At 76.1% G+C, this 22,333-nt stretch carries 11 protein-coding genes; 9 read left to right on the top strand and 2 right to left on the bottom strand.

Going from position 1 to position 22,333, the window contains the following annotated elements:
• The first annotated feature begins 3 nt into the window (after positions 1–3).
• The 8 genes from ACZ6O2_RS25990 (at position 4) to ACZ6O2_RS25955 (ending at position 20,902) form a co-directional block, all read left to right on the top strand.
• Entirely contained in the window at positions 4–621 is a 618-nt protein-coding gene (locus tag ACZ6O2_RS25990; protein WP_466024675.1) for an IS607 family transposase, read from the top strand.
• On the top strand, positions 618–2,036 hold the full coding sequence (locus ACZ6O2_RS25985) for an RNA-guided endonuclease TnpB family protein (RefSeq protein WP_466024652.1): 1,419 nt from the start codon (positions 618–620) through the stop codon (positions 2,034–2,036). Before ACZ6O2_RS25990 ends, ACZ6O2_RS25985 begins: the two co-directional genes overlap by 4 nt.
• 50 nt (positions 2,037–2,086) lie before the next feature.
• Positions 2,087–2,752 (top strand): alanine--tRNA ligase-related protein, encoded by a 666-nt coding sequence (locus ACZ6O2_RS25980; protein WP_466024674.1) that lies wholly within the window; start codon positions 2,087–2,089, stop codon positions 2,750–2,752.
• A gap of 249 nt (positions 2,753–3,001) precedes the next feature.
• Positions 3,002–4,798: a non-ribosomal peptide synthetase gene (locus tag ACZ6O2_RS25975; protein WP_466024651.1), complete on the top strand. Its 1,797-nt coding sequence runs from the start codon at positions 3,002–3,004 to the stop codon at positions 4,796–4,798.
• Positions 4,795–7,944, top strand: coding sequence for an AMP-binding protein (locus ACZ6O2_RS25970; protein WP_466024650.1), 3,150 nt, complete (start codon positions 4,795–4,797; stop codon positions 7,942–7,944). The genes ACZ6O2_RS25975 and ACZ6O2_RS25970 overlap by 4 nt, the downstream gene beginning before the upstream one ends.
• A complete protein-coding gene (locus ACZ6O2_RS25965) occupies positions 7,880–8,701 on the top strand; it encodes a hypothetical protein (RefSeq protein WP_466024649.1) in 822 nt (273 codons plus the stop codon). The genes ACZ6O2_RS25970 and ACZ6O2_RS25965 overlap by 65 nt, the downstream gene beginning before the upstream one ends.
• Entirely contained in the window at positions 8,698–9,042 is a 345-nt protein-coding gene (locus ACZ6O2_RS25960) for a phosphopantetheine-binding protein (protein ID WP_466024648.1), read from the top strand. Before ACZ6O2_RS25965 ends, ACZ6O2_RS25960 begins: the two co-directional genes overlap by 4 nt.
• Entirely contained in the window at positions 9,035–20,902 is an 11,868-nt protein-coding gene (locus tag ACZ6O2_RS25955; protein ID WP_466024647.1) for an amino acid adenylation domain-containing protein, read from the top strand. Before ACZ6O2_RS25960 ends, ACZ6O2_RS25955 begins: the two co-directional genes overlap by 8 nt.
• Positions 20,903–21,019: 117 nt before the next feature.
• On the opposite strand, the gene ACZ6O2_RS25950 is transcribed toward ACZ6O2_RS25955, so the two are convergent.
• On the bottom strand, positions 21,020–21,772 hold the full coding sequence (locus ACZ6O2_RS25950) for a hypothetical protein (RefSeq protein WP_466024646.1): 753 nt from the start codon (positions 21,770–21,772) through the stop codon (positions 21,020–21,022).
• A 101-nt stretch (positions 21,773–21,873) separates the two neighbouring features.
• Here ACZ6O2_RS25950 and ACZ6O2_RS25945 point away from each other — a divergent pair, with 101 nt between their 5' ends.
• Positions 21,874–22,026, top strand: a complete 153-nt coding sequence (locus ACZ6O2_RS25945) for a hypothetical protein (RefSeq protein ID WP_466024645.1) — start codon at positions 21,874–21,876, stop codon at positions 22,024–22,026.
• A gap of 100 nt (positions 22,027–22,126) precedes the next feature.
• Here the strand turns inward: ACZ6O2_RS25945 and ACZ6O2_RS25940 are convergent.
• On the bottom strand, positions 22,127–22,333 hold a 207-nt coding region (locus ACZ6O2_RS25940), incomplete at its 5' end, for a zinc ribbon domain-containing protein (RefSeq protein ID WP_466024644.1).

Genomic DNA, 22,333 nt, shown 5'->3' with positions numbered 1-22,333 from the left:
GTCGTGGGGAGTGTCTATCGGATCGGCGAGTTTGCCGAGCGGGTGGGTCGCTCGGTGAGCACGGTGCGCCGGTGGGAGGTGGAGGGTCGGATCACGGCTCGTCGTCTGCCGTCGGGGCAGCGGTATTTCGACGATTCGGATGTGCGCAGGGTTTTGCAGCCGGGCTTCGCCGTCGACCGGCGGAGGGTTGTGGTGTATTGCCGGGTTTCGTCGTCGGGTCAGAAGTCTGACTTGGCGTCGCAGGTGGCGGCGATGCAACAGTTCTGCCTCGCTCGTGGTCTGGCCGTGGACGAGTGGATCAGCGAGGTCGGCGGCGGGATGGACCTTCGCCGCGAGAAGTTCCTGGCGTTGCTGGACGCCGTCGACCGGGGTGAGGTCGCCACGTTGGTGGTGGCGCACAAGGACAGGTTGGCCCGGTTCGGGTTCGACTTGGTGGAGCATCTGGCGGCGCGGGGCGGCTGCGAGATCGTCGTCGCCAACCAGGAGTCCCTGTCCCCGCGGCGGGAGCTGGTCGAGGATTTCCTGGCCGTCGTGCACACCTTCTCGTGCCGGCTGCACGGTCTGCGCCGCTACGAGAAGGAGTTGAAACGGACGGACTTGACCATGGAGGGTGACCGGTGAAGGTCACCCGGATCGCCTACTCGGCCCGACTGAATCCGGGCAAGTACGTCGCACTGGTGGAGCAGGCCCGCCGGTTGGGTCGGGTGCGTAGTGAGGTGTGGCAGCGTTACGGCTCGACCAAAGGTGTCGGGTCCGGGTGGAGAGACCGGCAGGTGCGGGACCGCTGGTTGGCCGACGGCACGCACGTGCAGTTTGGTGTGTTGGCGAATGCGTGGAAGGAAACGGTCCGCGACGCCATCGCCGACATCGCAGCGAACATGGAGGCGGCCAAGGCCGACGTCCGGCGAGCGATCAGCCGACGCACCAACGATCCGGGCGAGCGTAAGCAGATGTTCATCGCGCTGCGGGCCGACCAGTGGGCCAGTGACCCGTTCCTGGCCCGGCAGATGCGCAAGCATTGGAAGCGGGGCCGCAACCGCACCCACGATCAGATCGTGGTGCGCGCCGACAAGTACAACACCGCCGTCGATGGGCGGGGCCGGTTGTGGCTGGCGGTCCCGGGCCTGGAGCCCCGCAGGATGGTCAGGATCCCGCTGTCCACGACGGTCACGCCGACGGGTACCTTGCGGCTGATCCTGCGCAGCGGCCGGGTCGAGGTGCACTACCAGATCGACGCGGCGCAGATGCGCTCGTCGCAGCGGCCGTGCGGCGACCGCAGGCTCGGTGTGGACAAGGGCTACACCGAAACCCTGACCGACTCCGACGGCCAGCCCCACGGTGAACAGCTTGGCGTGCTGCTGTCCAGTGAGTCGGACCGGTTGAAGGAACGTAACCGGCGACGGGCGAAGCTACGCTCCATCGCGAACACCGCCGCCCAGCGTGGAGACCACGCGAAAGCGCACCGGATCACGGTCAACAATCTCGGCACCGTGAAGCGGGACCGGCAGGCCGCCCGGCATCGGGCGCGGGTACGCACGGAGATCTTCACCGCCGTGCACAAGGTCGTGGACAAGGCCGCCACCGTGATCGCCGAAGACCTCACCACACGCTTCACCAGCCGCAAGAAGCATCCTAAGAACATCAACCGGCGCCTCGCCGCGTGGACCAAAGGAGTCACCGCCGAGGCCCTGAAAAGCGTGTCGGAGCGTAGAGGTTCTACGCTCGTTCCCGTCAACGCCGCCTACACCTCACAAACCTGTCACCAATGCGGCGCCTTCGGCCGCCGTAGCGGGGACCGGTTTCACTGCACCCGGTGCGGGGTGGTGTGGCAGGCCGACGTGAACGCCGCGATCAACATCCTGCACCGAGCCGGCGACCCCGACATCGCCCTGCACACCCCACACCACAAGGTGAAGCAGATCCTGCAGGACCGGACCGATCGCCACCGGACCAGACTGCCGGTCCAGGACTCCAGCCCCGCCACCACAGGGCGGAGAGCGAAACATCCGAACCGCTCAGCTAAGAGCAACGAGTAGGAAGCAGGAGAACTGGTGGTCCAACCGGGCCGTGCGGGCCCGACACGGAGATCTTCGTCTGGACGGGGGACGGGCCGCCCCGGGGCACCCCCGGCACCGACGACCGGTGGATGGAGGTCTGGAACCACGTGCGGATGCGCTACCGCCGGCACCCGGACGGGAGCCTGACGCCGCTGCGGCAGCCCAACGTGGACACCGGGATGGGCCTCGAACGCCTGGAGATGGTGCTGCGGGGACACCGCTCCGTCTTCGAGACCGAGGGGCTCGTGCCGTGGGTCCGCGGCGTCCGCGACGTGTGGGACCTGCGGGACGAGCCGCTGCGCCTGGTCGGCGACCACCTGCGGTCGAGCGTGGTGGTGGTCGGCGACGGCGTCCGGCCGTCGAACACGGGTCGCGGGTACGTGCTGCGCCGGCTGCTGCGCCGCGTACTCACCACCCTGTGGCGCGACGAGCCGTCCCGCAGCCTGTCCGACCTGCCCACCGGGCCGGTGCGGCACACCCTCGACGGGTTCCGGCAGAGCGTCACCGTCGACGAGGTGCGCGAGGTGCTCTCCGGCGAGGAGCGGCGGTTCCGGGAGCTGCTGCGGCGCGGACGCCCGGTGGTCCGGCGCCGTCGGTCCCGGGGTCCGCTGACCGACGAGGACTACCGCGACCTGCACGACACCCACGGGCTGCCGCGCGACCTCGTCGACGGGCTGCTGAGCGAGGTGGGGTGAGCCCGCCCGCCCCGGCCCCGCGTCGGGTGCGGCCGCCGGGTCACCGTGGGTTTCCCGCCGGCTTCGTTTAGCGAAGCCGGCATCCGCGCGTCAATAGACCTACGTGCATGAAAATGGAGGCGAACGCCGTTCCGGCCCGTCACCGTCGATGATGGTCGTGACACGTGCCGTGGTGCCAGGATGACTTGCGTAACAAGCGTTGACGTGCTGTTACGCACCCCTGCCGCCGCGCGACCTGGAGGCGCTGTCGTGACCCCGACCCTGCGGGGAGCCGTGACCGCCACCGCACGTGCCGGTCAGCACCGCCCCGCCACCGTCCCCGCCCAGGTGCTGCGCGCCGCCCGGACGCACCCCGATCGGCCGGCGGTCGTCGACAGCCACGGCACGCTGCGCTACCGCGACCTCGTCACCGCCGCCACGACGCTGGCCGGGGCGCTGGCCCCGACGCTGGACGCGGGCGACGCCGAGGGGCGGGTCGTCGCGGTGCTGCGGCCGCGTACCGCCGACGCCGTCGTCGGGCAGCTCGCGGCCTGGTTCTGCGGCGCCGCGTTCCTCCCGCTGGACCCGGCGCTGCCGGCGGCCCGCGTCGCCCGGATCCTCACCGACGCCGGCTGCCGGGTCGCCGTCACCGCCGAGGAGCACGGCGACCGGCTGCCCGCCGGGGTCACCCCGGTCCGCGCGGGCCGGGCGGAACACCTGCGGCTGCCCGACGCCGACGACCTGGCGTACCTCATCTCCACCTCCGGCTCCACCGGCCGGCCCAAGCAGGTCGAGGTCGCCCACCGCAGCCTGTGGACGGTCCTCGACTGGTACGCGACAGCCTTCCACCTCGGCCCCGGCGTGCGGACCGCCGCCTTCGCCGGGCTGGCCTTCGACGCCGCCCTGCTCGACCTCTGGGCGCCACTGATGCGCGGCGCCACGGTGCTGCTCGCCGACGAGTCGGTGGCCCGCGACCCGGAGCGGGTGGCGGCGACGGTGCGCGAGGCCGACCACTGCTTCCTCACCACCCCGCTCGCCGAGCACCTGCTGCGCGCCGGTGCCGACACCGGCCGGCTGCGCAGCCTGGCCACGGGCGGCGACCGGCTGCGCACCTGGCCACCGGCCGACTTCGGCGCCGCCGTGCACAACCTCTACGGCCCCACCGAGGCGACCATCCTGGTCACCGCCACGTCGGACCTGCGCCGGCACACCGACCGGACCGGTCCGCCGCCGATCGGACGGCCGGTCGCCGGTGCCCGGCTGACCCTGGCCCCGACCGGCCCCGGGGACGGCGACGAGCAGGGTGAGCTGCTCGTCGCCGGGCCGGTGCTGGCCCGTGGCTACCGGTCCGCGCCCGCCGAGACCGCCGCCGCCTTCGGCGTCGCCGACGGGGAGCGGCGCTACCGTACCGGGGACGTCTGCCGGCGCGACCGCGACGGCGAGCTGCACTTCGTCGGCCGCGGCGACGGCCAGGTCAAGATCCGCGGCCACCGGATCGAGCTGCGGGAGGTGGAGTTCGCCCTGCTCGCGATGCCCGGGGTCGGCCAGGCCGCGGCCGGCACGCTCGACCGGGACGGGCAGACGCTCCTGGTGGCCTGGGTGGTCGGCGCGGTCGACGCCGACGGCGTGCGGGACTGGCTGCGTTCCCGGCTGCCCGCCGCGATGGTGCCGCACCTCGTGGAGCGGTGCGACGCCCTGCCGCTGACCACCAACGGCAAGCTCGACCGGGCCGCGCTGCGCGCCGGCACCGCCCGGCGGCTGGCCGGCGAGCGCGGGGACGGCCGGGACGCGCCGGGGGACCGGCCGACCGAGGCCGGGACGGCGGTCGCCGAGGCGTGGCGGGCCGTGCTGGGCGCCCCGCCCCGCCCCGACGACGACTTCTTCACCGTCGGCGGCGACTCGCTGCTCGCGGTGCGGCTGACCGCCCTGGTCCGGCAGGGCCTGCGGGTCGACGTGCGCGCCACGCTGCTCTACGAGCACCGGCGCTTCGCCGACTATCTCGCCGCCGTCGAGGCGCTGCGCGCCGCCGCGCCGGTCGCGCCGGACGGGGTCGGGGCGGCCCGGTGACCGCCACCCTGCTCAGCCGCCTGCTCGCCGCCGCCGACCGGCGGCCGGACGCGCTCGCCGTGCACGCCGAGGACGCCGTCGTCACGTGGGCCGGCCTGTGCGACCTGGCCGGCCGCTACGCCGCCGGCTACGCCGCGCGCGGTGTCGGTCCCGGCGACCGGGTCGGGGTGCTGCTGGAGCCCGGCGCGCACGCCGTCGCCGCCGCCGTCGGCGCGTTCGCGGTGCGGGCGGCGTACGTGCCGCTGGACCCGCGCCAACCGCCGGCCCGCGTCGCCGCGCTGCTCGACGTCGCCGAACCGGCGCTCGTGGTGGCCGGGTCCGCCCCGCCCGGGCGGCCCGTCCTCGCGCCGGCCGCCGTCGGGGCCGGGCCGGCCGCGCCCCTCGCCGACACCGGCGAGCCGTCCGACGTGGCGTACGTGGTGCACACCTCCGGCTCGACGGGCGCGCCGAAGGCCGTGCAGGTGGAGCACGGCAACCTGCTCAACCTCCTCGCCGACCTCGACGACCGCGCGCCGGCGCCGGACGGGCACACCGGGACGTGGTGGACCCGCCCCTCCTTCGACGTCGCGGTCTGGGAGTGCTTCGCCCCGCTGGTGCGGGGCGGGACGGTGCGGGTCGTGCCGGACGGGGCCCGGCACGACGGCGCCGCGCTCGCCGGGTTCCTGGACGCGGCGGGGGCGGGCAGCGCGTACGTGCCGCCGGCGTTCCTGCCCGAGTTGCGGGCGCTGCTGCGCGCCGAGCCGGGGGCGCTGACCGGGCTGCGGCGGCTGCTGGTCGGCGTCGAGCCGATCCCGCGCCCGCTGTTGCAGGACATCGCCCGCAGTCGGCCGGCCCTGACCGTCGTCAACGGGTACGGCCCGGCCGAGGCGACCGTCTGCTGCACCCTGTACGTGGTGCCCCGCGACGGTGCGGTGGCCGGCGAACGGACGCCGATCGGCACCGCCGTGCGGGGCACCCGGCTGCTGCTGCGCCAACCCGACGGGTCGTGCCGCCCGACGGGGACCGGCGAGGTGGTCGTCACCGGTGCGGCGGTGGCCCGCGGCTACCTGCGGGACCCGGGCGGGGAACCGGCGTTCGGCGTGGCGGCCGACGGCGCGCGCAGTTACCGGACCGGCGACCTGGCGCGCACCCTGCCCGACGGCAACCTGCTCTTCCTCGGCCGCGTCGACCGGCAGGTCAAGCTCCGCGGCTTCCGGATCGAGCCGGCCGAAGTGGAGTCGGTGCTGCGCGGGCTGCCCGGTGTCCGCGACGTGGTGGTGGCGGCCCGGCGGTGGGACGGGCTCGGGGACGTGTTGGTGGCGTACGTGGCGGCGGAGCCGGGGGCCGGGCTGACCGAGCGGGCGGTACGGGACCACGCCCGCGACCGGCTCCCCGGGTACGCCGTGCCGGCGGTGGTGGCCCTGCTGCCCCGGCTGCCGCTCACCCCGCACGGCAAGTACGACCACGACCGGCTCGCCGCGCTGCCCCTGCCCGCCGCCGGGTCCCCGGCCGGCGTGGCCAGCCCGGTCGACGTGCCCGACCCGGCCGGCGTGGCCGGTCCGGCCGGCGTGCCCGACCCGGTCGGCGTGGTGCTCGACGCCTGGCGGCGGGTGCTGCCGGCCGGGGAGATCCGGGCCGGCGACGCCTTCCTGCCGCTCGGCGGCACCTCGCTCGCCGCGGCCCGGGTGGCCGCCCGGCTGACCGAGCGCACCGGCGTGCGGGTGACCCCCACCGACGTTCTGCGTGCCCCCGACGCGGCGGCCCTCGCCGCCCGGCTCCGGGCGGCGTCGACCGAGCGCCCGCCCGACGCCGCCGGGCGGGCCGCGTCCGACGGTCCGGCGGTCGTGGGCGCGCCCCTGACGACGGCGACCGCGGGTGCGCCCCCGGTGGGCGCGCGGCGCGCGCCGCTGACCCCCGAGCAGCTCGGGCTGTGGCTGCACGACGAGCTGAACCCGGGCACCGACCTCTACGTGGAGCCGGTCTGGTTCAGCACGACCTCCCCGGTGGACCGGCCCCGGCTGGCCTCCGCGCTGCGCCGGGCGGTCGCCGCCCACCCCGCGTTCGGCGCCGGGCTGCGGCTCGTCGACGGCCTGCCCGAGCTGGTGCTCGACCGGCACCCGCCGGCCGTGGAACTGGTCGACCTCGCCGACGGCCCGGCGCTCGACGCGGCGGTGCGGGAGCGCGCCCGCCGCCCCTTCGACACGGCGGCCGAGCCGCTGCTGCGCTGCGCCGTGCTCGGGTCCGACGACCGCACCGACCTGCTGCTGGTCTGGCACCACCTGGCGGTCGACGCATGGTCGCTGCGGCTGTTCCTGGCCGACCTGGCCCGCTGCCACGACGACCCGGCCTGGTCGCCCCCGCTGCCCGCCACCACGCTGGGCGACCTGAACCTGCGTCGGTCGGCCCGGGTCGCCGACGCCGCCGTCCGGGAGGCCGTCCGCGCCACCGCTGCCCGGGTGCGCGGGATAGCCGAGCCCGCCCCGGTGCCCGGCGGCACCGGCCGGACCGTGGTCGCCCGTCCGGTGCGCGCCACGGCCCGGGCGCTGACCCGGGCGGGCGACGGCACCGCGACCGAGCTGGCCGCCGCCGCGTACGCGCGGGCACTCGGCGCGCTGCTCGACCGGGACGCGGTGGTCGTCGGCTGCGCCACCACCACCCGCCGGGCCGCCGACGAGTTCGACGTCGCCGGGTACGCGGTCAACACCGTGCTGCTGCCCTGCACGGACCTGCGGGCGTCCTGGCCCGACACCCTGCGCCGGATCCGGGCGGAGCTGCGTCGGGCGGTGGCCGAGCAGGCCCCGTTCCGGGAGGTGGCCGGCGAGGTGCTGCGGGGCACCGGCGCGCCGCCGGGCGCGTACCCGACCTGCTACCTCGACTCGGTGGAGGAGCCCGAGCTGCTCACCGGCGCGGTCACCTGGCGGCGGCGGGAACTACGCCGCGCCGCCAACCGCTTCCCCATCTGCCTGACCCTGCGTCAGCACCCGGGCGGGTCGCTGTCCGTCCTCGTCGAGGCCGACGGGCGGGCGCTCACCCCGGACGCCGCGGCGGCGCTCGCCGCCGCCGTCACCGACCAGCTCGACGCGTACGCACAAGGAGACCCCGATGGCACGGACGATCGCGTTGCGGCAGGTCAGCGAGGGACGGTCCGGGTGCCTGCTGACGGTTGAGTTCGCCGGCGACTCCGCCGGCCCCGGCCTCGCCGCGGCGCTCGCGGCAGCCGAGGCCGCCGGAGCGGCGGGCTCGGGCGGCGACCTGCCCGGCCCGCTCTACACCGAGCCGGACGTCCAGCACGAGATCTGGCGGCTCGACCCGGTGACCAGCCTGGAGCTGGACCCGGGGCTGCCCGGCCACCGTGCCCTGGCGGACGCCTGCGCGGCGGAGTTCCTCCGGCTGCGCCCAGCCGACGCCGGCCCGGTGACGGTCGTCGGCTACTGCAGCGCGGCGGTCTTCGCCCACCACCTGGTCCGCGCCCTCGCCGACGCCGACGGTCCACCGGTCCACCTGGTCCTGGTCGCCGCGACCGTGCCCGACGAGGAGACGGTCCGCCACGAGTACGCGGTGCTGCACCGCAAGCTCACCGGCGAGCCCGCGCCGGCCGACCCGACGCCGCTGCTCGCCGACCCGGCGGCCACCGTGGACCGGCTGCGCGACGAGCTGACCCGGCTCGCCCGCGCCTTCGTCACGGACCACGGGTTCGACCCGGCCGAGGCGGGGACGGCGGCCGACGAGATCGCGGGACGGTACCTGGCCTGGCTCTGGTTCCTGCTGGACGCCGCCGGCACCGGCCCGGTCCGGGTGCCGTTCCCGGTGCACGAGGCCGCCGACGACGAGGAGGCCATCGACCTGCTGCGGGTGCGGATCTTCGATTTGGGGATGGAAGCCGGCGCCACCGCCGCCGGCGTGGACGACGGGGGGACGCGATGACGACAGGCGGGCCGCGCGACGGGGGCGATCCGGTCGCGGAGGTGGTGGCGGACGCCTGGCGCGGTGCGCTGTCGGTCGACCACGTGATGGCGCAGGACAACTTCTTCGTGCTCGGCGGCGACTCCCTGGTGGCCGCCCGGATGGCGGCCCGGCTGCGCGCCGCCCTCGACGTGCGGGTGCCGCTGGCCGCCGTCTTCGAGCACCCCACGCTGGGCGAGTTCACCGCCGCGCTGCGCGCCGAGCACGGTCCCGCCGTGGACGAGGCCGCCGCGCTCTACCTCAGCGTGCTGGCCTGCTCGGACGCCGAGGCCGAGACGATGCTCGGGCGTCTCGATGACTGACGTGCTCTCCCCGCGCCAGGCCGCGCTGCTCGCCGCCCTGCGCGCCCGGCGTGCCGCCGCCGACGGGGGCGCGGCCGTCCCCGGCGCGGACGCGATCATTCCCGGCGGCGGGGCTGCCGACCGCGTCGCCTCCGCCGGGCAGCGGCAGATGTGGTATCTGGCGCAGGCCGACCCGGGCGACCCGGCGTACCTGGCGCCGGTGGCGTGGCGGCTGAGTGGCCCGCTGGACCTGCCCGCCCTGAGCGCGGCGCTGGACGCGGTGGTCGCCCGGCACGAGCCGCTGCGCACCACGCTGAGCGTCGACGGCGACCAGGTGGTGCCGGTGGTCGCCGAGTCGCCGACCGGCCTGCTGGCCGTGCTGGACCTGACCGGGCTGGCCGCGTCCGCGCGGGAGGACGAGCTGGCCGCCCGCCTCGCCGCCGAGGCGGCCACCTCGATCGACCTGGGCGGCGGCCCGGTGCTGCGGGCCCGCCTGCTGCGCCTCGCCGACACCGACCACGTGCTGGTGCTGACCGCGCACCACGTGGCGGTGGACGAGTGGTCGCTGCGGATCGTCGCCGACGAGCTGTCCGAGACGTACGCCGCCCGGCTCGCCGGCCGGTCCGCCGAGCTGCCGGCGCTGCCCGTCACGTACGGCGACTACGCGCGGTGGCAGCAGCGGTGGCTGGCCGGGCCGGAGGCGCAGGCGCAGCGGCGCTGGTGGCGGGAGCGGCTCGCGGCGCCGCCGGTGCTGGAGCTGCCCACCCCCGGCCCCCGGCCCGCCGCGCCGTCGCATGCCGGCGCCACCGCCGCGTTCCCGCTGGGCGTCCCGCCCGACGCGCTGCGGGCGCTGTGCCTGCGGCTCAACGTCACCCCGTACCTGCTGCTGCTCGCCGCGTTCCAGGTGCTGCTGGCCCGGTGGACCGGCCGGTACGACGTGCTTGTCGGCACCCCGGTGGCCAACCGCGGCCGCCCGGAGACCGAGCCGCTGGTCGGCCTGTTCGTCAACACCGTGGTGATCCGGACCGACCTGACCGACGACCCGACCTTCGCCACCTGTGTCGCCCGGGTCCGGGCCGAGGTGCTGGCCGCCCAGGAGCGGCAGGAGCTGCCCTTCGGGAGCGTGGTCGAGGCGGTGCGCCCGGCCCGGCACGCCGGGCACAGCCCACTGTTCCAGGTGATGTTCGTGCACGCCGACGCGCCCGCGCCGCTGCGGCTGCCCGGGATCGACGCGACCTGCGTAGAGGTGCCGACCCACACCGCGAAGTTCGACCTGACCGTGGCCGTACGCCCCGGCGCGGACGGGCTCGACGCCGTGGTCGAGTACCGCACCGACCTGTTCGACGCGCAGACGGTGGCGCGGCTCGCCGGACACTTCCGGACCCTGCTGGCCGACCTGCTCGCCGACCCCGACACGCGGATCCGCGACGCCCGGCTGCTCGCCGCCGAGGAACGTCGACGGATGCTGGTGGACTGGAACGACACCGCCACCGCCGCGCCGCCGGACGACCGCGTCCACGCGCTGGTCGGCCGGTGGGCCCGGGAGCTGCCCGACGCCCCAGCGGTCGCCGACGACACGCGCGCCCTGAGCTACGGGGAACTCGACGCCCGCGCCGACGCGCTGGCCGCGACGCTGCGCGCCGAGGGGATCGGCGCGGGCGACCTCGTCGGCGTCCTGCTGGAGCGGTCCGCCGCGCTGCCGGTGGCGCTCCTCGCGGTGCTGAAGGCCGGGGCCGCGTACGTGCCGCTGGACCCGACGCACCCGCCGGCCCGGCTGGCGTACCTCCTGGCCGACAGCGGCGCGCCGGTGGTGCTCACCTCCGCCCGGCTGCGGCACCGGCTTCCCGCGGGGGAGGCCCGGCCGGTCGAGGTCGGCCTCGACGCGCCGCCGACCGGGACGACCCCGGCGTCCGCGCGGACCGGCCCGGACGACCTCGCCTACGTCATCCACACCTCCGGCTCGACCGGCCGCCCCAAGGGCGTGATGGTGACCCACCGGGGCGTGGTGAACTACCTGCGCTGGGCGGGCGCCGCGTACCGGCTGGGCCCGGGCGACGAGGTGCCGGTGCACTCGTCGATCGGCTTCGACCTGACGGTGACCAGCCTGCTGGTGCCGCTGGCCGCCGGCGCGACCGTCCGGCTGCTCCCCGACGACCTCGGGCCGGAGGGGCTCGGCGAGGTGCTGCGCGCACGGGGCACGCCGTACGGGCTGGTCAAGATCACCCCCGCCCAGTTGGAGATCGTCAACCGGCAGGTCGGGGAGACCGGGGCGGCGGGCCGGACCCGGGCGTTCGTCATCGGCGGGGAGAACCTGCGCGCCGACCAGGTGGCGCTGTGGCGGGACCACGCCCCCGGCACCCGGCTCGTCAACGAGTACGGCCCGACCGAGACCGTCGTCGGCTGCGCGGTGCACGAGGTCGGCCCCGACACCGCGCGGACCGGCTCCGTGCCGATCGGCCGGCCGATCGCCAACACCACCCTGTACGTGCTGGACGACCGGCTCGACCCGGTCCCCGTCGGCGTCACCGGTGAGTTGTACGTCGGCGGCGCGGGTGTGGCCCGCGGCTACCTGAACCGGCCCGGGCTGACCGCCGACCGGTTCCTGCCCGACCCGTTCGCCGCCGAGGGCGGGCGGCGGCTCTACCGCACCGGCGACCTGGCCCGGTGGCGCGCCGACGGCGTCCTGGAGTTCCTGGGCCGCGCCGACGGGCAGGTCAAGCTGCGCGGCCACCGCATCGAGCCCGGCGAGGTGGAGGCGGCGCTGCGCCGGCTCCGGCCGGACAGCGACGTCGCCGTCGTGCTGCGCCGCGACGACCCCGACGACCCCCGGCTGGTCGCCTACCTCACCGGCGACCCGGACCCGGCCGCGCTGCGCGCCGGGCTGCGGGCGGAGCTGCCCGCACACCTGGTGCCGGCCGCGTTCGTCGGCGTCGACGCGCTGCCGCTGACCGGCAACGGCAAGCTCGACCCGGCCGCCCTCCCGCCGCCCCCGGGCGGCAGGCCGGAGCCGGCGGGCCCGGCGGTCGAGGCAGGGGGCGTCGACCCGGCGGACGGGGCGGGGCGCGCGGGACCGGCCGGCCCGCTGGTGGAGCCGGCGGCGGACCGGCCGGCCGGGGCCGCGCCGCCGCCGGTCGGCGACGTCGCGGCGGCCGAGCGGCTCGTCGCCGAGGTGTGGCGGGAGGTGCTCGGCGTCGACCGGGTCGGCGCCCGGGACAACTTCTTCGACCTGGGCGGGCACTCGCTGCGGCTGCTGGCCGTGCACCGGCTGCTCGTCGAGCGGCTCGGCCCGGTGCTCACCGTCACCGACCTGTTCCGGCACACCACCGTCGCCGCGCTGGCCCGGTTCCTCGCCGGCGTCGCCGCGTCGCCGGCCGTCCCGGCGCCCCGCGCGGCCCCGGCCGCCACGCGTACGGGGGTGCCCGGGGACGCGATCGCGGTCGTCGGCATGGCCTGCCGCTTCCCGGGCGCCCGCACCCCGGAGGAGTTCTGGCGGCTGGTCCGCGACGGCGTGGAGGCCGTCCGCGAGTTCCGCACCGAGGAACTGCTCGCCGACGGGGCCGACCCGGAGCTGCTCGGCGACCCGGCGTACGTGCGGCGGGGCACCGAACTACCCGACGTGGACCGCTTCGACGCCGAGTTCTTCGGCTTCACGCCGCGCGAGGCGCAGGTGCTCGACCCGCAGCACCGGCTGCTGCTGGAGTGCGCCTGGGAGGCCCTCGAACGCGCCGGCCACGACCCCGAGGCGTACGCGGGGCAGATCGGGCTCTTCGCCGGCTCCGGCCGGGCCGACTACCTGTCGGAGCACCTGCGCGACGCGCCCGAGGAGATCCGGGCGCTCGGGGAGTACCAGCTCGCGCTGAGCAACGACAAGGACTTCCTGGCGACCCGGGCGTCGTACAAGCTGAACCTGACCGGGCCGAGCGTCAGCGTCGGCACCGCCTGCTCCACCTCCCTGGTCGCGGTGCACCTGGCCCGGCAGAGCCTGCTCGCCGGCGAGTGCGACCTGGCGCTGGCCGGCGGGGTGAGCGTCTTCCCCGCCCAGCGGCAGGGCTACCTGCACCACGACGGCGGGATCTTCTCCCCGGACGGGCACTGCCGCCCGTTCGACGCCGACGCCCGCGGCACCATCGCCTCCAGCGGCATCGGCATCGTGGTGCTGCGCCGGCTCGCCGACGCCCTCGCCGACGGCGACCTGGTGCACGCGGTGATCCGCGGCTCGGCGGTGAACAACGACGGCGCCCGCCGGGCCGGCTACTCGGCCCCCGGCGTCGCCGGCCAGGCCGAGGTGGTCAGCCGGGCCCTCGCCGTGGCCGGGGTGGACCCCCGCACGGTCGGCTACGTCGAGGCGCACGGCACCGGCACCAGCCTCGGCGACCCGATCGAGGTCGCCGCGCTCACCGAGGCGTTCCGCCGCGGCACCGCCGACACCGGGTTCTGCGCGCTCGGCTCGGTCAAGGCCGCCATCGGGCACACCGACGCCGCGGCCGGGGTGGCCGGCCTGATCAAGACCGTGCTGGCCCTGCGGCACCGCACCCTGCCGCCGCTGGTCAACCTGCGCCGGCCCAACCCCGCCATCGACTTCGCCGCCAGCCCGTTCCACCTGCCGACCCGGGCCCGACCGTGGCCGGGCGACTCCGGGCCGCGCCGGGCCGGGGTGAGTTCCTTCGGGATGGGCGGCACGAACGCCCACGTCGTGCTGGAGGAAGCCCCGCACGCCGCCGCCGCGCCCCAGGCCGTCGCGCCGCCGGCCGGCCCGCACCTGCTGGTGCTCTCCACGCGTACGCCCGCCGCGCTGGACCGGGCCACCGACGCGCTGCGCGCGCACCTCGACGCGTACCCCACGCTGCGGCTGGCGGACGTGGCCGCGGGCCTGGGCCGGCGGCGGCAGATGGCGCACCGGCGGGCCGTCGTCTGCGCCGACCGGGCCGACGCCCTCGACGCGCTCGGCGACCCGGCGCGGCTGCTCACCGCCGCGACCGACGGCGACGCCGGCCTGGCCTTCGTCTTCCCGGGCCACGGCGCGCAGCACGTCGGCATGGGCGCCGGCCTGTACCGGGCCGAGCCCGGCTACCGGGCGGTCGTGGACCACTGCGCCGAGCTGCTGCGCGAGCCGCTCGGGGTGGACCTGCGGGCGGTGCTCGACCCCGCGCCCGCCGACCGGGCCGAGGCGGAGCGCCTGCTCGCCGAGCCCCGGATCAGCCAGCCGGCGCTCTTCGTCACCGAGTACGCGCTGGCCCGGCTGCTGGTCGAGCGGGGCCTACGCCCCGACACGGTGGCCGGGCACAGCCTCGGCGAGTACGTCGCCGCCTGCCTCGCCGGGGTGTTCTCCCTCGCCGACGCGCTGCGGCTGGTGTGTGCCCGCAGCCGCCTCGCGCAGGGCACCGGGCCGGGCGCGATGCTCGCCGTCGCCCTGCCGGAGCCCGAGGTGGGCGCGCTGCTCGGCGACGACCTGGCGCTCGCCGCGGTCAACGCGCCCGGCCTGTGCGTGGTGTCCGGCCGGCCCGACGCCGTCGCCGCCCTGCGTCGGCGGCTCGACCGCGACGGGGTCGAGACCCGCCCGCTGCACGCCGACCGGGCCTTCCACTCCGCGCTGCTCGACCCGGTGCTCGACGACTTCCGCGTCGAGGCGCGGCAGGTCGGTTACGCCGAGCCGACGACGACGTTCCTGTCGAACGTCACCGGCGCCACGGTGGGGCCCGGGGAGGTCACCGACCCGGAGTACTGGGTGCGGCACCTGCGCGGCACGGTCCGCTTCGCCGACTGCGCCGCGCTGCTGGCCGACCGGGGCCTGGTCGTCGCGGAGGTCGGCCCCGGGCACACCCTCGGCGGGCTGCTGCGCCAGGGCGGCGCGCGGCCCGACCGCGTGGTGCAGGTCATGCGCCACGTCCGCGCCGACGCCGACGACCACCGCGTGGCGCTCGACGCCGTGGGCCGGCTCTGGCTCGCCGGCGTACCCGTCGACTGGTCCGCCTTCCACCCCGGGCCGCACCGCCGGGTGGAACTGCCCACCTACCCGTTCGAGCGGCAGCGGCACTGGGTCGACCGCACCGTCCCCGCCCCGCGCCCTGCCCCGCCGCCCGGCGCGGAACCCGCCGTGCACGGGGTGGAGCCCGTGCCGTCGTCCGGCACGGCGGCTGCGTCCCCTGCGGACGGCGGCAGCGTCCCGTCCGGCGTGGACTCGCCGGAGCGGGGCAACCGGCCGGCGCTGACCACCGCCTACCTCGCCCCCCGCACCGAGGCGGAGCGGGCGGTGGCGGAGATCTGGTCCGAGCTGCTCGGCGTCGCGCCGGTCGGCGCGCACGACGACTTCTTCGCCCTCGGCGGCCACTCGCTGCTCGCCACCCAGGTCGTCGCCCGGGTGCGCGCCCGGCTCGGGGTGGCGCTGCCGATCGAGGCGGTGTTCGCCCGGCCCACCGTCGCCGGGGTCGCCGCCGCCCTGCCGGCCGCCCCGGAGCCGGCGGTGCCGCCGATCCCGCGCGCCACCGACCCCGGGCCCGTCCCGGTCTCCTCCGGGCAGCGCCGGCTGTGGTTCCTGGAGCAGGTGCACGACCAGGTCGCGTACGCGGTGCTCACCGCCCTGCGGCTGCACGGCGACCTGCGGGTCGACGTGCTCGCCGCCGCGCTGACCGAGCTGGTGCGCCGGCACGAGGTGCTGCGCACCGTGGTCCGCCCGGCCCCCGACGGCGGCGACCCGGTGCAGGTGGTGCTGCCCGCCGCGCCGGTCGACCTGCCGGTGGTCGACCTGGCCGCCGAGGGCGCCGACGACGCGGCCCTCGCCGAGCGGGAGCGCGTGGCGCTGGTCGCCGAGGCCCGCCGGCCGTACGACCTGGAACGGGGGCCGCTGTTCCGGCCCGTCCTGTTCCGCTCCGGGCCGGGGCGGCACGTGCTCTGCCTCGCGATGCACCACATCGTCTCCGACGGCTGGTCGCTCGGGGTGATCCGGGCCGACCTGGGCGCCCTCTACGACGCCTTCGCCGCCGACCTGCCCTCGCCCCTGCCCGACCTGCCGGTCCAGTACGCCGACTACGCCCGCTGGCAGCGGGAGCGGGCTGCCGCCGACTCCGCCGACCTGGCGTACTGGACCGAGCGGCTGACCGGCGCGACGGGCGCCCTGGAACTGCCCACCGACCGGCCCCGGCCGCCGGTGCAGACCTTCGACGGGGCGGTGGCACGCCTGACCCTGCCGCCGGCGCTGACCGAGCGGGTCCGCGACCTCGGCCAGCGGCACGGCGCCACCCTCTACATGACGGTGCTCGCCGCCGTGCAGGCGCTGCTGTTCCGCTACACCGGGCAGCGCGACATCTGCGTCGGCTCCCCGGTGGCCGGCCGGGTCCGCGCCGAGCTGGAGCCGATGGTCGGCTTCTTCCTCAACAGCATCGTGCTGCGCACCACGCTGGACGGCGACTGGAGCGTCGCCCGGCTGCTCGACGAGACCCGCCGCACCGCCCTGGCCGCGTACGACCACCAGGAGACGCCCTTCGAGCGGGTCGTCGACGCCCTCGACGTGCCCCGGGACCTCAGCCGCAACGCCCTGTTCCAGGTGATGGTGAACCTGCTCAACCTGCCCGAGCAGGACCTGACGATGACGGGCCTGCGGGTGGAGCAGCTCACCGTCGAACCGGGCACCGCCCAGGTCGACCTCGCCCTGTACGCGTACGACCGGCCGGACGGGCTGCTCTGCTGCCTGGAGTACAACACCGCGCTGTTCGACCCGGGCACCGCCGAGCGGATGCTGGCCCACCTGGAGACGCTGCTGACCGCGTTCGTGGCGGACCCCGACGGCCGGCTCGCCGACGTGGAGATCCTGACCCCCGCCGAGCGCCGCCGGCAGCTGGGGGAGTGGAACGCCACGGACGCGCTGGTCCCGGCGGTCGGGCTGGCCCGGCTGGTCGAGGAGCAGGTGGCCCGCACCCCGGACCGCCCCGCGGTCACCTTCGCGGGCCGCACCCTCAGCTACGCCGAACTGAACGTGCGCGCCAACCGGCTGGCCCGGCGGCTGCGCCGGGTCGGCGTCGGGCCGGACGTGACGGTCGCCGTGTCGATGGAACGCTCCGCCGACCTGCTGGTGGCGCTGCTCGGCGTGCTCAAGTCCGGTGGTGCGTACGTCCCGCTGGACCCGTCGTACCCGCTGGACCGGCAGCGCTGGGTGCTGGACCACAGCCGCGCGGCGGTGCTGGTCACCGAGCCGGCGCTGGCCGACCGGTTCGCGGACTTCGCCGGCCCGGTGCTGCGCGTCGACGACCCGTCCCTGGCCGTCGAGTGCGCCGCCGACCCCGATCCGGTCACCACGCCCGGGCACCTGGCGTACGTGCTCTACACCTCCGGCTCCACCGGCCGACCCAAGGGCGTGCGGGTCAGCCACGCCTCGGTGGTCAACCTGCTCACCGCGATGCGGCACGCGCCGGGCCTGACCGCCGACGACACCCTGGTCGCCCTGACCACCTTCGCCTTCGACATCTCCGTGCTGGAGCTGTTCCTGCCGCTGGTGGTCGGCGCCCGGGTGGTGGTCGCCGGCCGGGACGTCGGCTACGACGCCGCCGGGCTGGCCGCGCTGCTGCGCGCCGAGGGGGCCACCGTCGTGCAGGCCAGCCCGGCCACCTGGCGGCTGCTGATCGCCTCCGGCTGGACCGGGATGCCGGGGCTGAAGGCGCTCTGCGGCGGCGAGGCGCTGCCCCCGCCGCTGGCCCGCGACCTGGCCGCCCGGGTCGGCGAGCTGTGGAACATGTACGGGCCGACGGAGGCCACCATCTGGGCCACCACGGCCCGGATCGCGCCGGACGCGCCCGAGGTCACCATCGGCCGGCCGATCGCCAACCTGCGGGCGTACGTGCTCGACGAGGCGCTGCGGCCGGTGCCCGTCGGGGTGGTCGGCGAACTCTGGCTCGGTGGCGCCGGGGTGGCCCGCGACTACCTCGACCAGCCGGGCCTGACCGCCGACCGGTTCCGCCCCGACCCGTACGCCGACCGGCCGGGCGCCCGGCTCTACCGCACCGGCGACCTCGCCCGGTGGCGTCCCGACGGCACCGTCGAGTGCCTCGGCCGCAACGACTCCCAGGTGAAGGTGCGCGGCCACCGCATCGAGCTGGGCGAGATCGAGGCGGCGCTGCAACGGCACCCGGCGGTGCGGGAGGCGGCCGTCGTGGTGCGCGACATCGACGGCGAGCCGGCCCTGGTCGCGTACCTCGCGCCGCGCCCCGAGCCGCCGGACGACGGGGCCGGCCGGTGGCGGACGTTCCTGCGCGACTGGCTGCCCGACTACATGGTCCCGACGACGTACGTGCCGCTCGACGCCCTGCCGTTGACCGACAACGGCAAGGTCGACCGCCGGGCCCTGCCGGCGCCCGAGCGCGGCGGGCCGCGCGGCGACGTCGGCGCGGCGCCGGCCACCCCGCTGCAGGCCGCCCTCGCCGAGCGCTGGGCGCAGGTGCTCGGCTACGACCGGGTCGGCATCGACGACGACTTCTTCGACCTCGGCGGGGACTCGTTCACGGCGATCCGGGCGCTCAGCGGCATCGAGCCGCCGATCAGCGTGCTGGACCTGTTCCGCCACCCGACGATCCGCGGCCTGACCGGGCACGCCGCCGCCGCGGCGGGCGAGCCCGACCGGCTGCTGCACGAGCTGACCCCGCCCCGGGCGACCGCGCCGGCGGTGACGGTGCTCTGCGTACCGTTCGCCGGGGCCGGCGCGGTGACCTACCAGTCCCTGGCCGCCGCGATGCCCGCGCACGTCGCGCTCCACGCCCTGCAACGCCCCGGGCACGACCTCAACCGCCCCGACGAGCCGGCCCTGGGCATGACCGAGCTGGTCGATCGGTGCGTGGCCGAGGTGACCGCCGGCATCTCCGGGCCGGTGCTGGTCTACGGCCACTGCATGGGCGGCGCCACCGCCGTCGAGCTGGGCCGGCGGCTGGAGGCGGCCGGAGTCGACGTGCGCCGGGTGGTCGTCGGCGGACACTTCCCGGCACCCCGGCTGCCGGGCCGGTTCGCCCGCTGGTTCCGTCGCGCCTTCCCGATGGAGCGCTGGACCTCGAAGCGGCACGCGCTGGACTTCCTGCGGGCCATGGGCTTCTTCACCGACGTGCTCGACGAACGGGAGAAGGACTTCCTGATGGGGGTCTTCCTGGCCGACACCCGGGTCGGCGAGGACTACTACACCGACGTCTACGCCCAGGGGCTGCCCCGGCGGCTGGGCGCCCCGATCGTCTGCGTGGTGGGCACCGGTGACCGCGCCACCGAGCTGTACGAGGAGCGCTACCTGGAGTGGGGATACTTCTCCGACTCGGTCTGCCTGCGCACCATCGAGGGCGCGGGGCACTACTTCCAGAAGCACCAGGCAACGGAGCTGGCGGACATCATCCTGGCCGACCCGCCGGACGTAGCCGTCCCCGCGCCGGACGCGGCGGTCCCCGCCGCTGTGGCCGTCCCCGCGCCGGCTGTGCCCGTGCCGGCTGCCGTTCCCGCGTCGGCCGTTCCCGCGTCGGCCGTTCCCGCGTCGGCCGCTCCCGCGCCGGTTCCGCCGGCCCGCTCCGGGCTGGCCACGTTCTTCCTGGTCGCGTTCGGGCAGCTCGTGTCGCTGGTCGGCACGGGGCTGACGGGGTTCGCCCTGTCGCTGTGGGTCTACCAGCGCACCGGCTCGATCTCCTGGTTCGCGCTGGCGTCGGTGCTGGCGCTGTTGCCGGCGGTGGTCCTCTCACCGATCGCCGGCGCGCTGGCCGACCGCTGGGACCGCCGGCTGATCATGGTCTGCGCCGACTCCTTCGCCGCCTGCGGCACGGTGGTGCTGGCGGTGCTGCTCTGGACCGGCCGGGCGCAGCTCTGGCACGTCTTCGCGGCGCTCACGGCCAGCGCGCTGGCCACCGCGTTCCAGCAACCGGCGTACCTCGCGGCGGTGACCCAGCTCGTGCCCAAGCGATACTACGGCCGGGCCAACGGCCTCATCTCGCTGGGCACCGCGACCAGCACCGTGCTCGCCCCGCTGGTCGGCGGCGCGCTCGTGGTCGCGATCGGCCTGCGCGGCATCGTCCTGATCGACCTGGTCAGCTTCGCCGTCGCGGTCGGCGTCACCCTCGCCGTACGCTTCCCCGACACCCTGTTCAAGCGGCGGGAGGAGTCGTTCGGGCAGGAGGTCCTCGGGGGCTGGCGGTTCATCGCCCGCCGGCACGGCCTGCTCGCGATGATCGTGCTGACCGCCCTGCTCAACTACTTCTTCGCCGTCGTCGAGGTGCTGGCCACCCCGCTGACCCTCTCCTTCGGCGACCCATCCGTGCTCGGCGTGGTGCTCGCCGCCAGCGGCGCCGGGTTGCTGTTCGGCAGCATCCTGATGGGCGTGTGGGGCGGCACGGCGCGGCGGACCACCGGCATCCTGACCGGCGTGGTGCTGCTCGGCGTCGCGATGCTGATGGTCGGGCTGCGTCCGGACCCGGTCTTCCCGGCGGTGGGCCTGTTCGGGCTGGGGCTCGCCTCGGCGCTGGTCAACACGCACTGGCTGGCCATCGTGCAGGCCAAGGTGGGGCTGGAGTTGCAGGGCCGGGTGCTCTCCACCACGCTGATGCTCTCCTGGCTGATGGTGCCCGCCGGGTTCCTCACCGCCGCGCCGCTCGCCGAGGGGGTCTTCGAGCCGCTGATGGCCTCCGGCGACGGCGTCGCCGGGTCGATCGGCGCGGTGATCGGGCACGGGCCCGGCCGGGGGATCGCGCTCACCGCCGTCGTCGCCGGGCTGTGCACCCTGGCGCTCGCCGCCGCCGGGTGGGCGTACCGGCCGATCCGGCGGCTGGAGGACGAACTGCCGGACGCCGACCCGGGCACGGTGATCGTCAGCGACAAGGACCGCATCCAGGAACTCGCCGACCGGCGGCTGGCCGAGCTGACCGGCGCCCGCTGACGGAGCCGCCCGGGACGGGACCGGTATCGGCTGCGTCGATGCCGTACCGGCAGCCCGGCGCCGCGTCGCGTGGCGAGTGTGCGAGCAGCGCCCGCAGCGGGTCGTCGGCGGGCACGTTCAGTGTGGGCTTGCTTCCCGGCCGGTCACCGCGCGGCCGAATCGTTCGGCGACGTCCTGGATCAGCAGGTTCGACGGGGTGCGGAACTCGTCGAAGCGACCGTCGATCGACCGGTCGAGCAGCGGCTTGTGCCGCTCGGACGGTAGGCCCGCCAAGCCGAGGAACCAGCCGAGCACCTGCCGGCAGTGCCACTCCCAGCCGCCGTCGGCGCAGGTCCGGTCGACCACCACGGTGACCAGGTGTGCCACCGCCCGTTCCCAGGCGGCCGGGTCGGCGCGGTCGGCGGCGATCAGCGGCAGGAACCGGTCGAAGCGCTCGGCCAGTTCCTCCAGCCACCCCCGCCACTCGACCAGCGCCTCGGTGACCACGTCGAGCGTCTGCTCGGGGTCACCCATGCTGTCGGCGGGGCAGCACCAGGCGTGGACGGGGCCGCCGCCGAAGTCCGCCTCGCCGACGCCCCACCGCCAGCCCGATGCCCAGTGCCCGTAGTGACCGACGATCGCGAAGCTCATCTCGTCGGCCCACCGGGTGCCCTGCCGCTGCCCCCACTCGTGCACCTCCGGTCGGCCCGACCGGCCGGGTGGTCGGGTGGGAACAGCGGCGGCCGGCGGCAGCGACCGGACGACGGCGGGGGCGGAGACCGGATCGAACGGCTGCCGGGACGGCTCCACCTCCGCCCAGGTCAGGTGCCAGGGCACGATCATCGGGTCATAGCTGGGGAGATAGGGCTCGGCGTCTGGCGCGTCGGGCAACGAGGCGTCCTCCGGTGGCTCGCGGTCTGACCCGCCCACCCTAGTGGGCCCGGCCGCGGCGCCGCTGTCAACGCCCGCCTTGATCTGGCGGCGCCCGGCCCGTGGGCTACCGGGGCACCACCAACACGCTGCTGAACTTCGGCGAGGGCGTGCACCGGCCGGGCGGGCGCCCCGGCGCGGTCGGCTACCTGGTCGGCGAGCCGCACCAGGGCCTGCCGCAGATGTTCCACCTGTTGACATCTTCCCGGCCTTGAAGGGCGGGATTCCCCCGGTTGCCGTGGGGGTTTCCTGCTTCGTCGCCGACTGCCCGCCCGGAGGAGTCCGTTGAGGTCTTACACCAGCTCCACAGGCGTTTTACCTGTCCGCCAGCCCGGCGGCCAGGAGGTTCCTCGCTGCGTTGATGTCCCGGTCATGGGTCACACCGCACGGGCATTGCCACGACCGGATGTTCAGCGGCAGGGATTCGGTCAGTTGCCCGCAGTTCGAGCACAGCTTGGACGACGGGAACCAGCGGTCCACCGTCACCAGGGTGCGCCCGTACCAGGCGGCCTTGTACTCCAA

Source organism: Micromonospora sp. NPDC048040 (assembly GCF_055587185.1).
Note: the sequence above shows the minus strand (reverse complement) of the source record. Positions and strands in the feature narration are given on the sequence as shown.

What these genes read in the sequence shown, in the direction of transcription:
- ACZ6O2_RS25955 (WP_466024647.1), top strand. Translation starts at nt 9,035, where the DNA reads ATGACTGACGTGCTCTCCCCGCGCCAGGCCGCGCTGCTCGCCGCCCTG.
- ACZ6O2_RS25960 (WP_466024648.1), top strand. Translation starts at nt 8,698, where the DNA reads ATGACGACAGGCGGGCCGCGCGACGGGGGCGATCCGGTCGCGGAGGTG.
- ACZ6O2_RS25965 (WP_466024649.1), top strand. Translation starts at nt 7,880, where the DNA reads ATGGCACGGACGATCGCGTTGCGGCAGGTCAGCGAGGGACGGTCCGGG.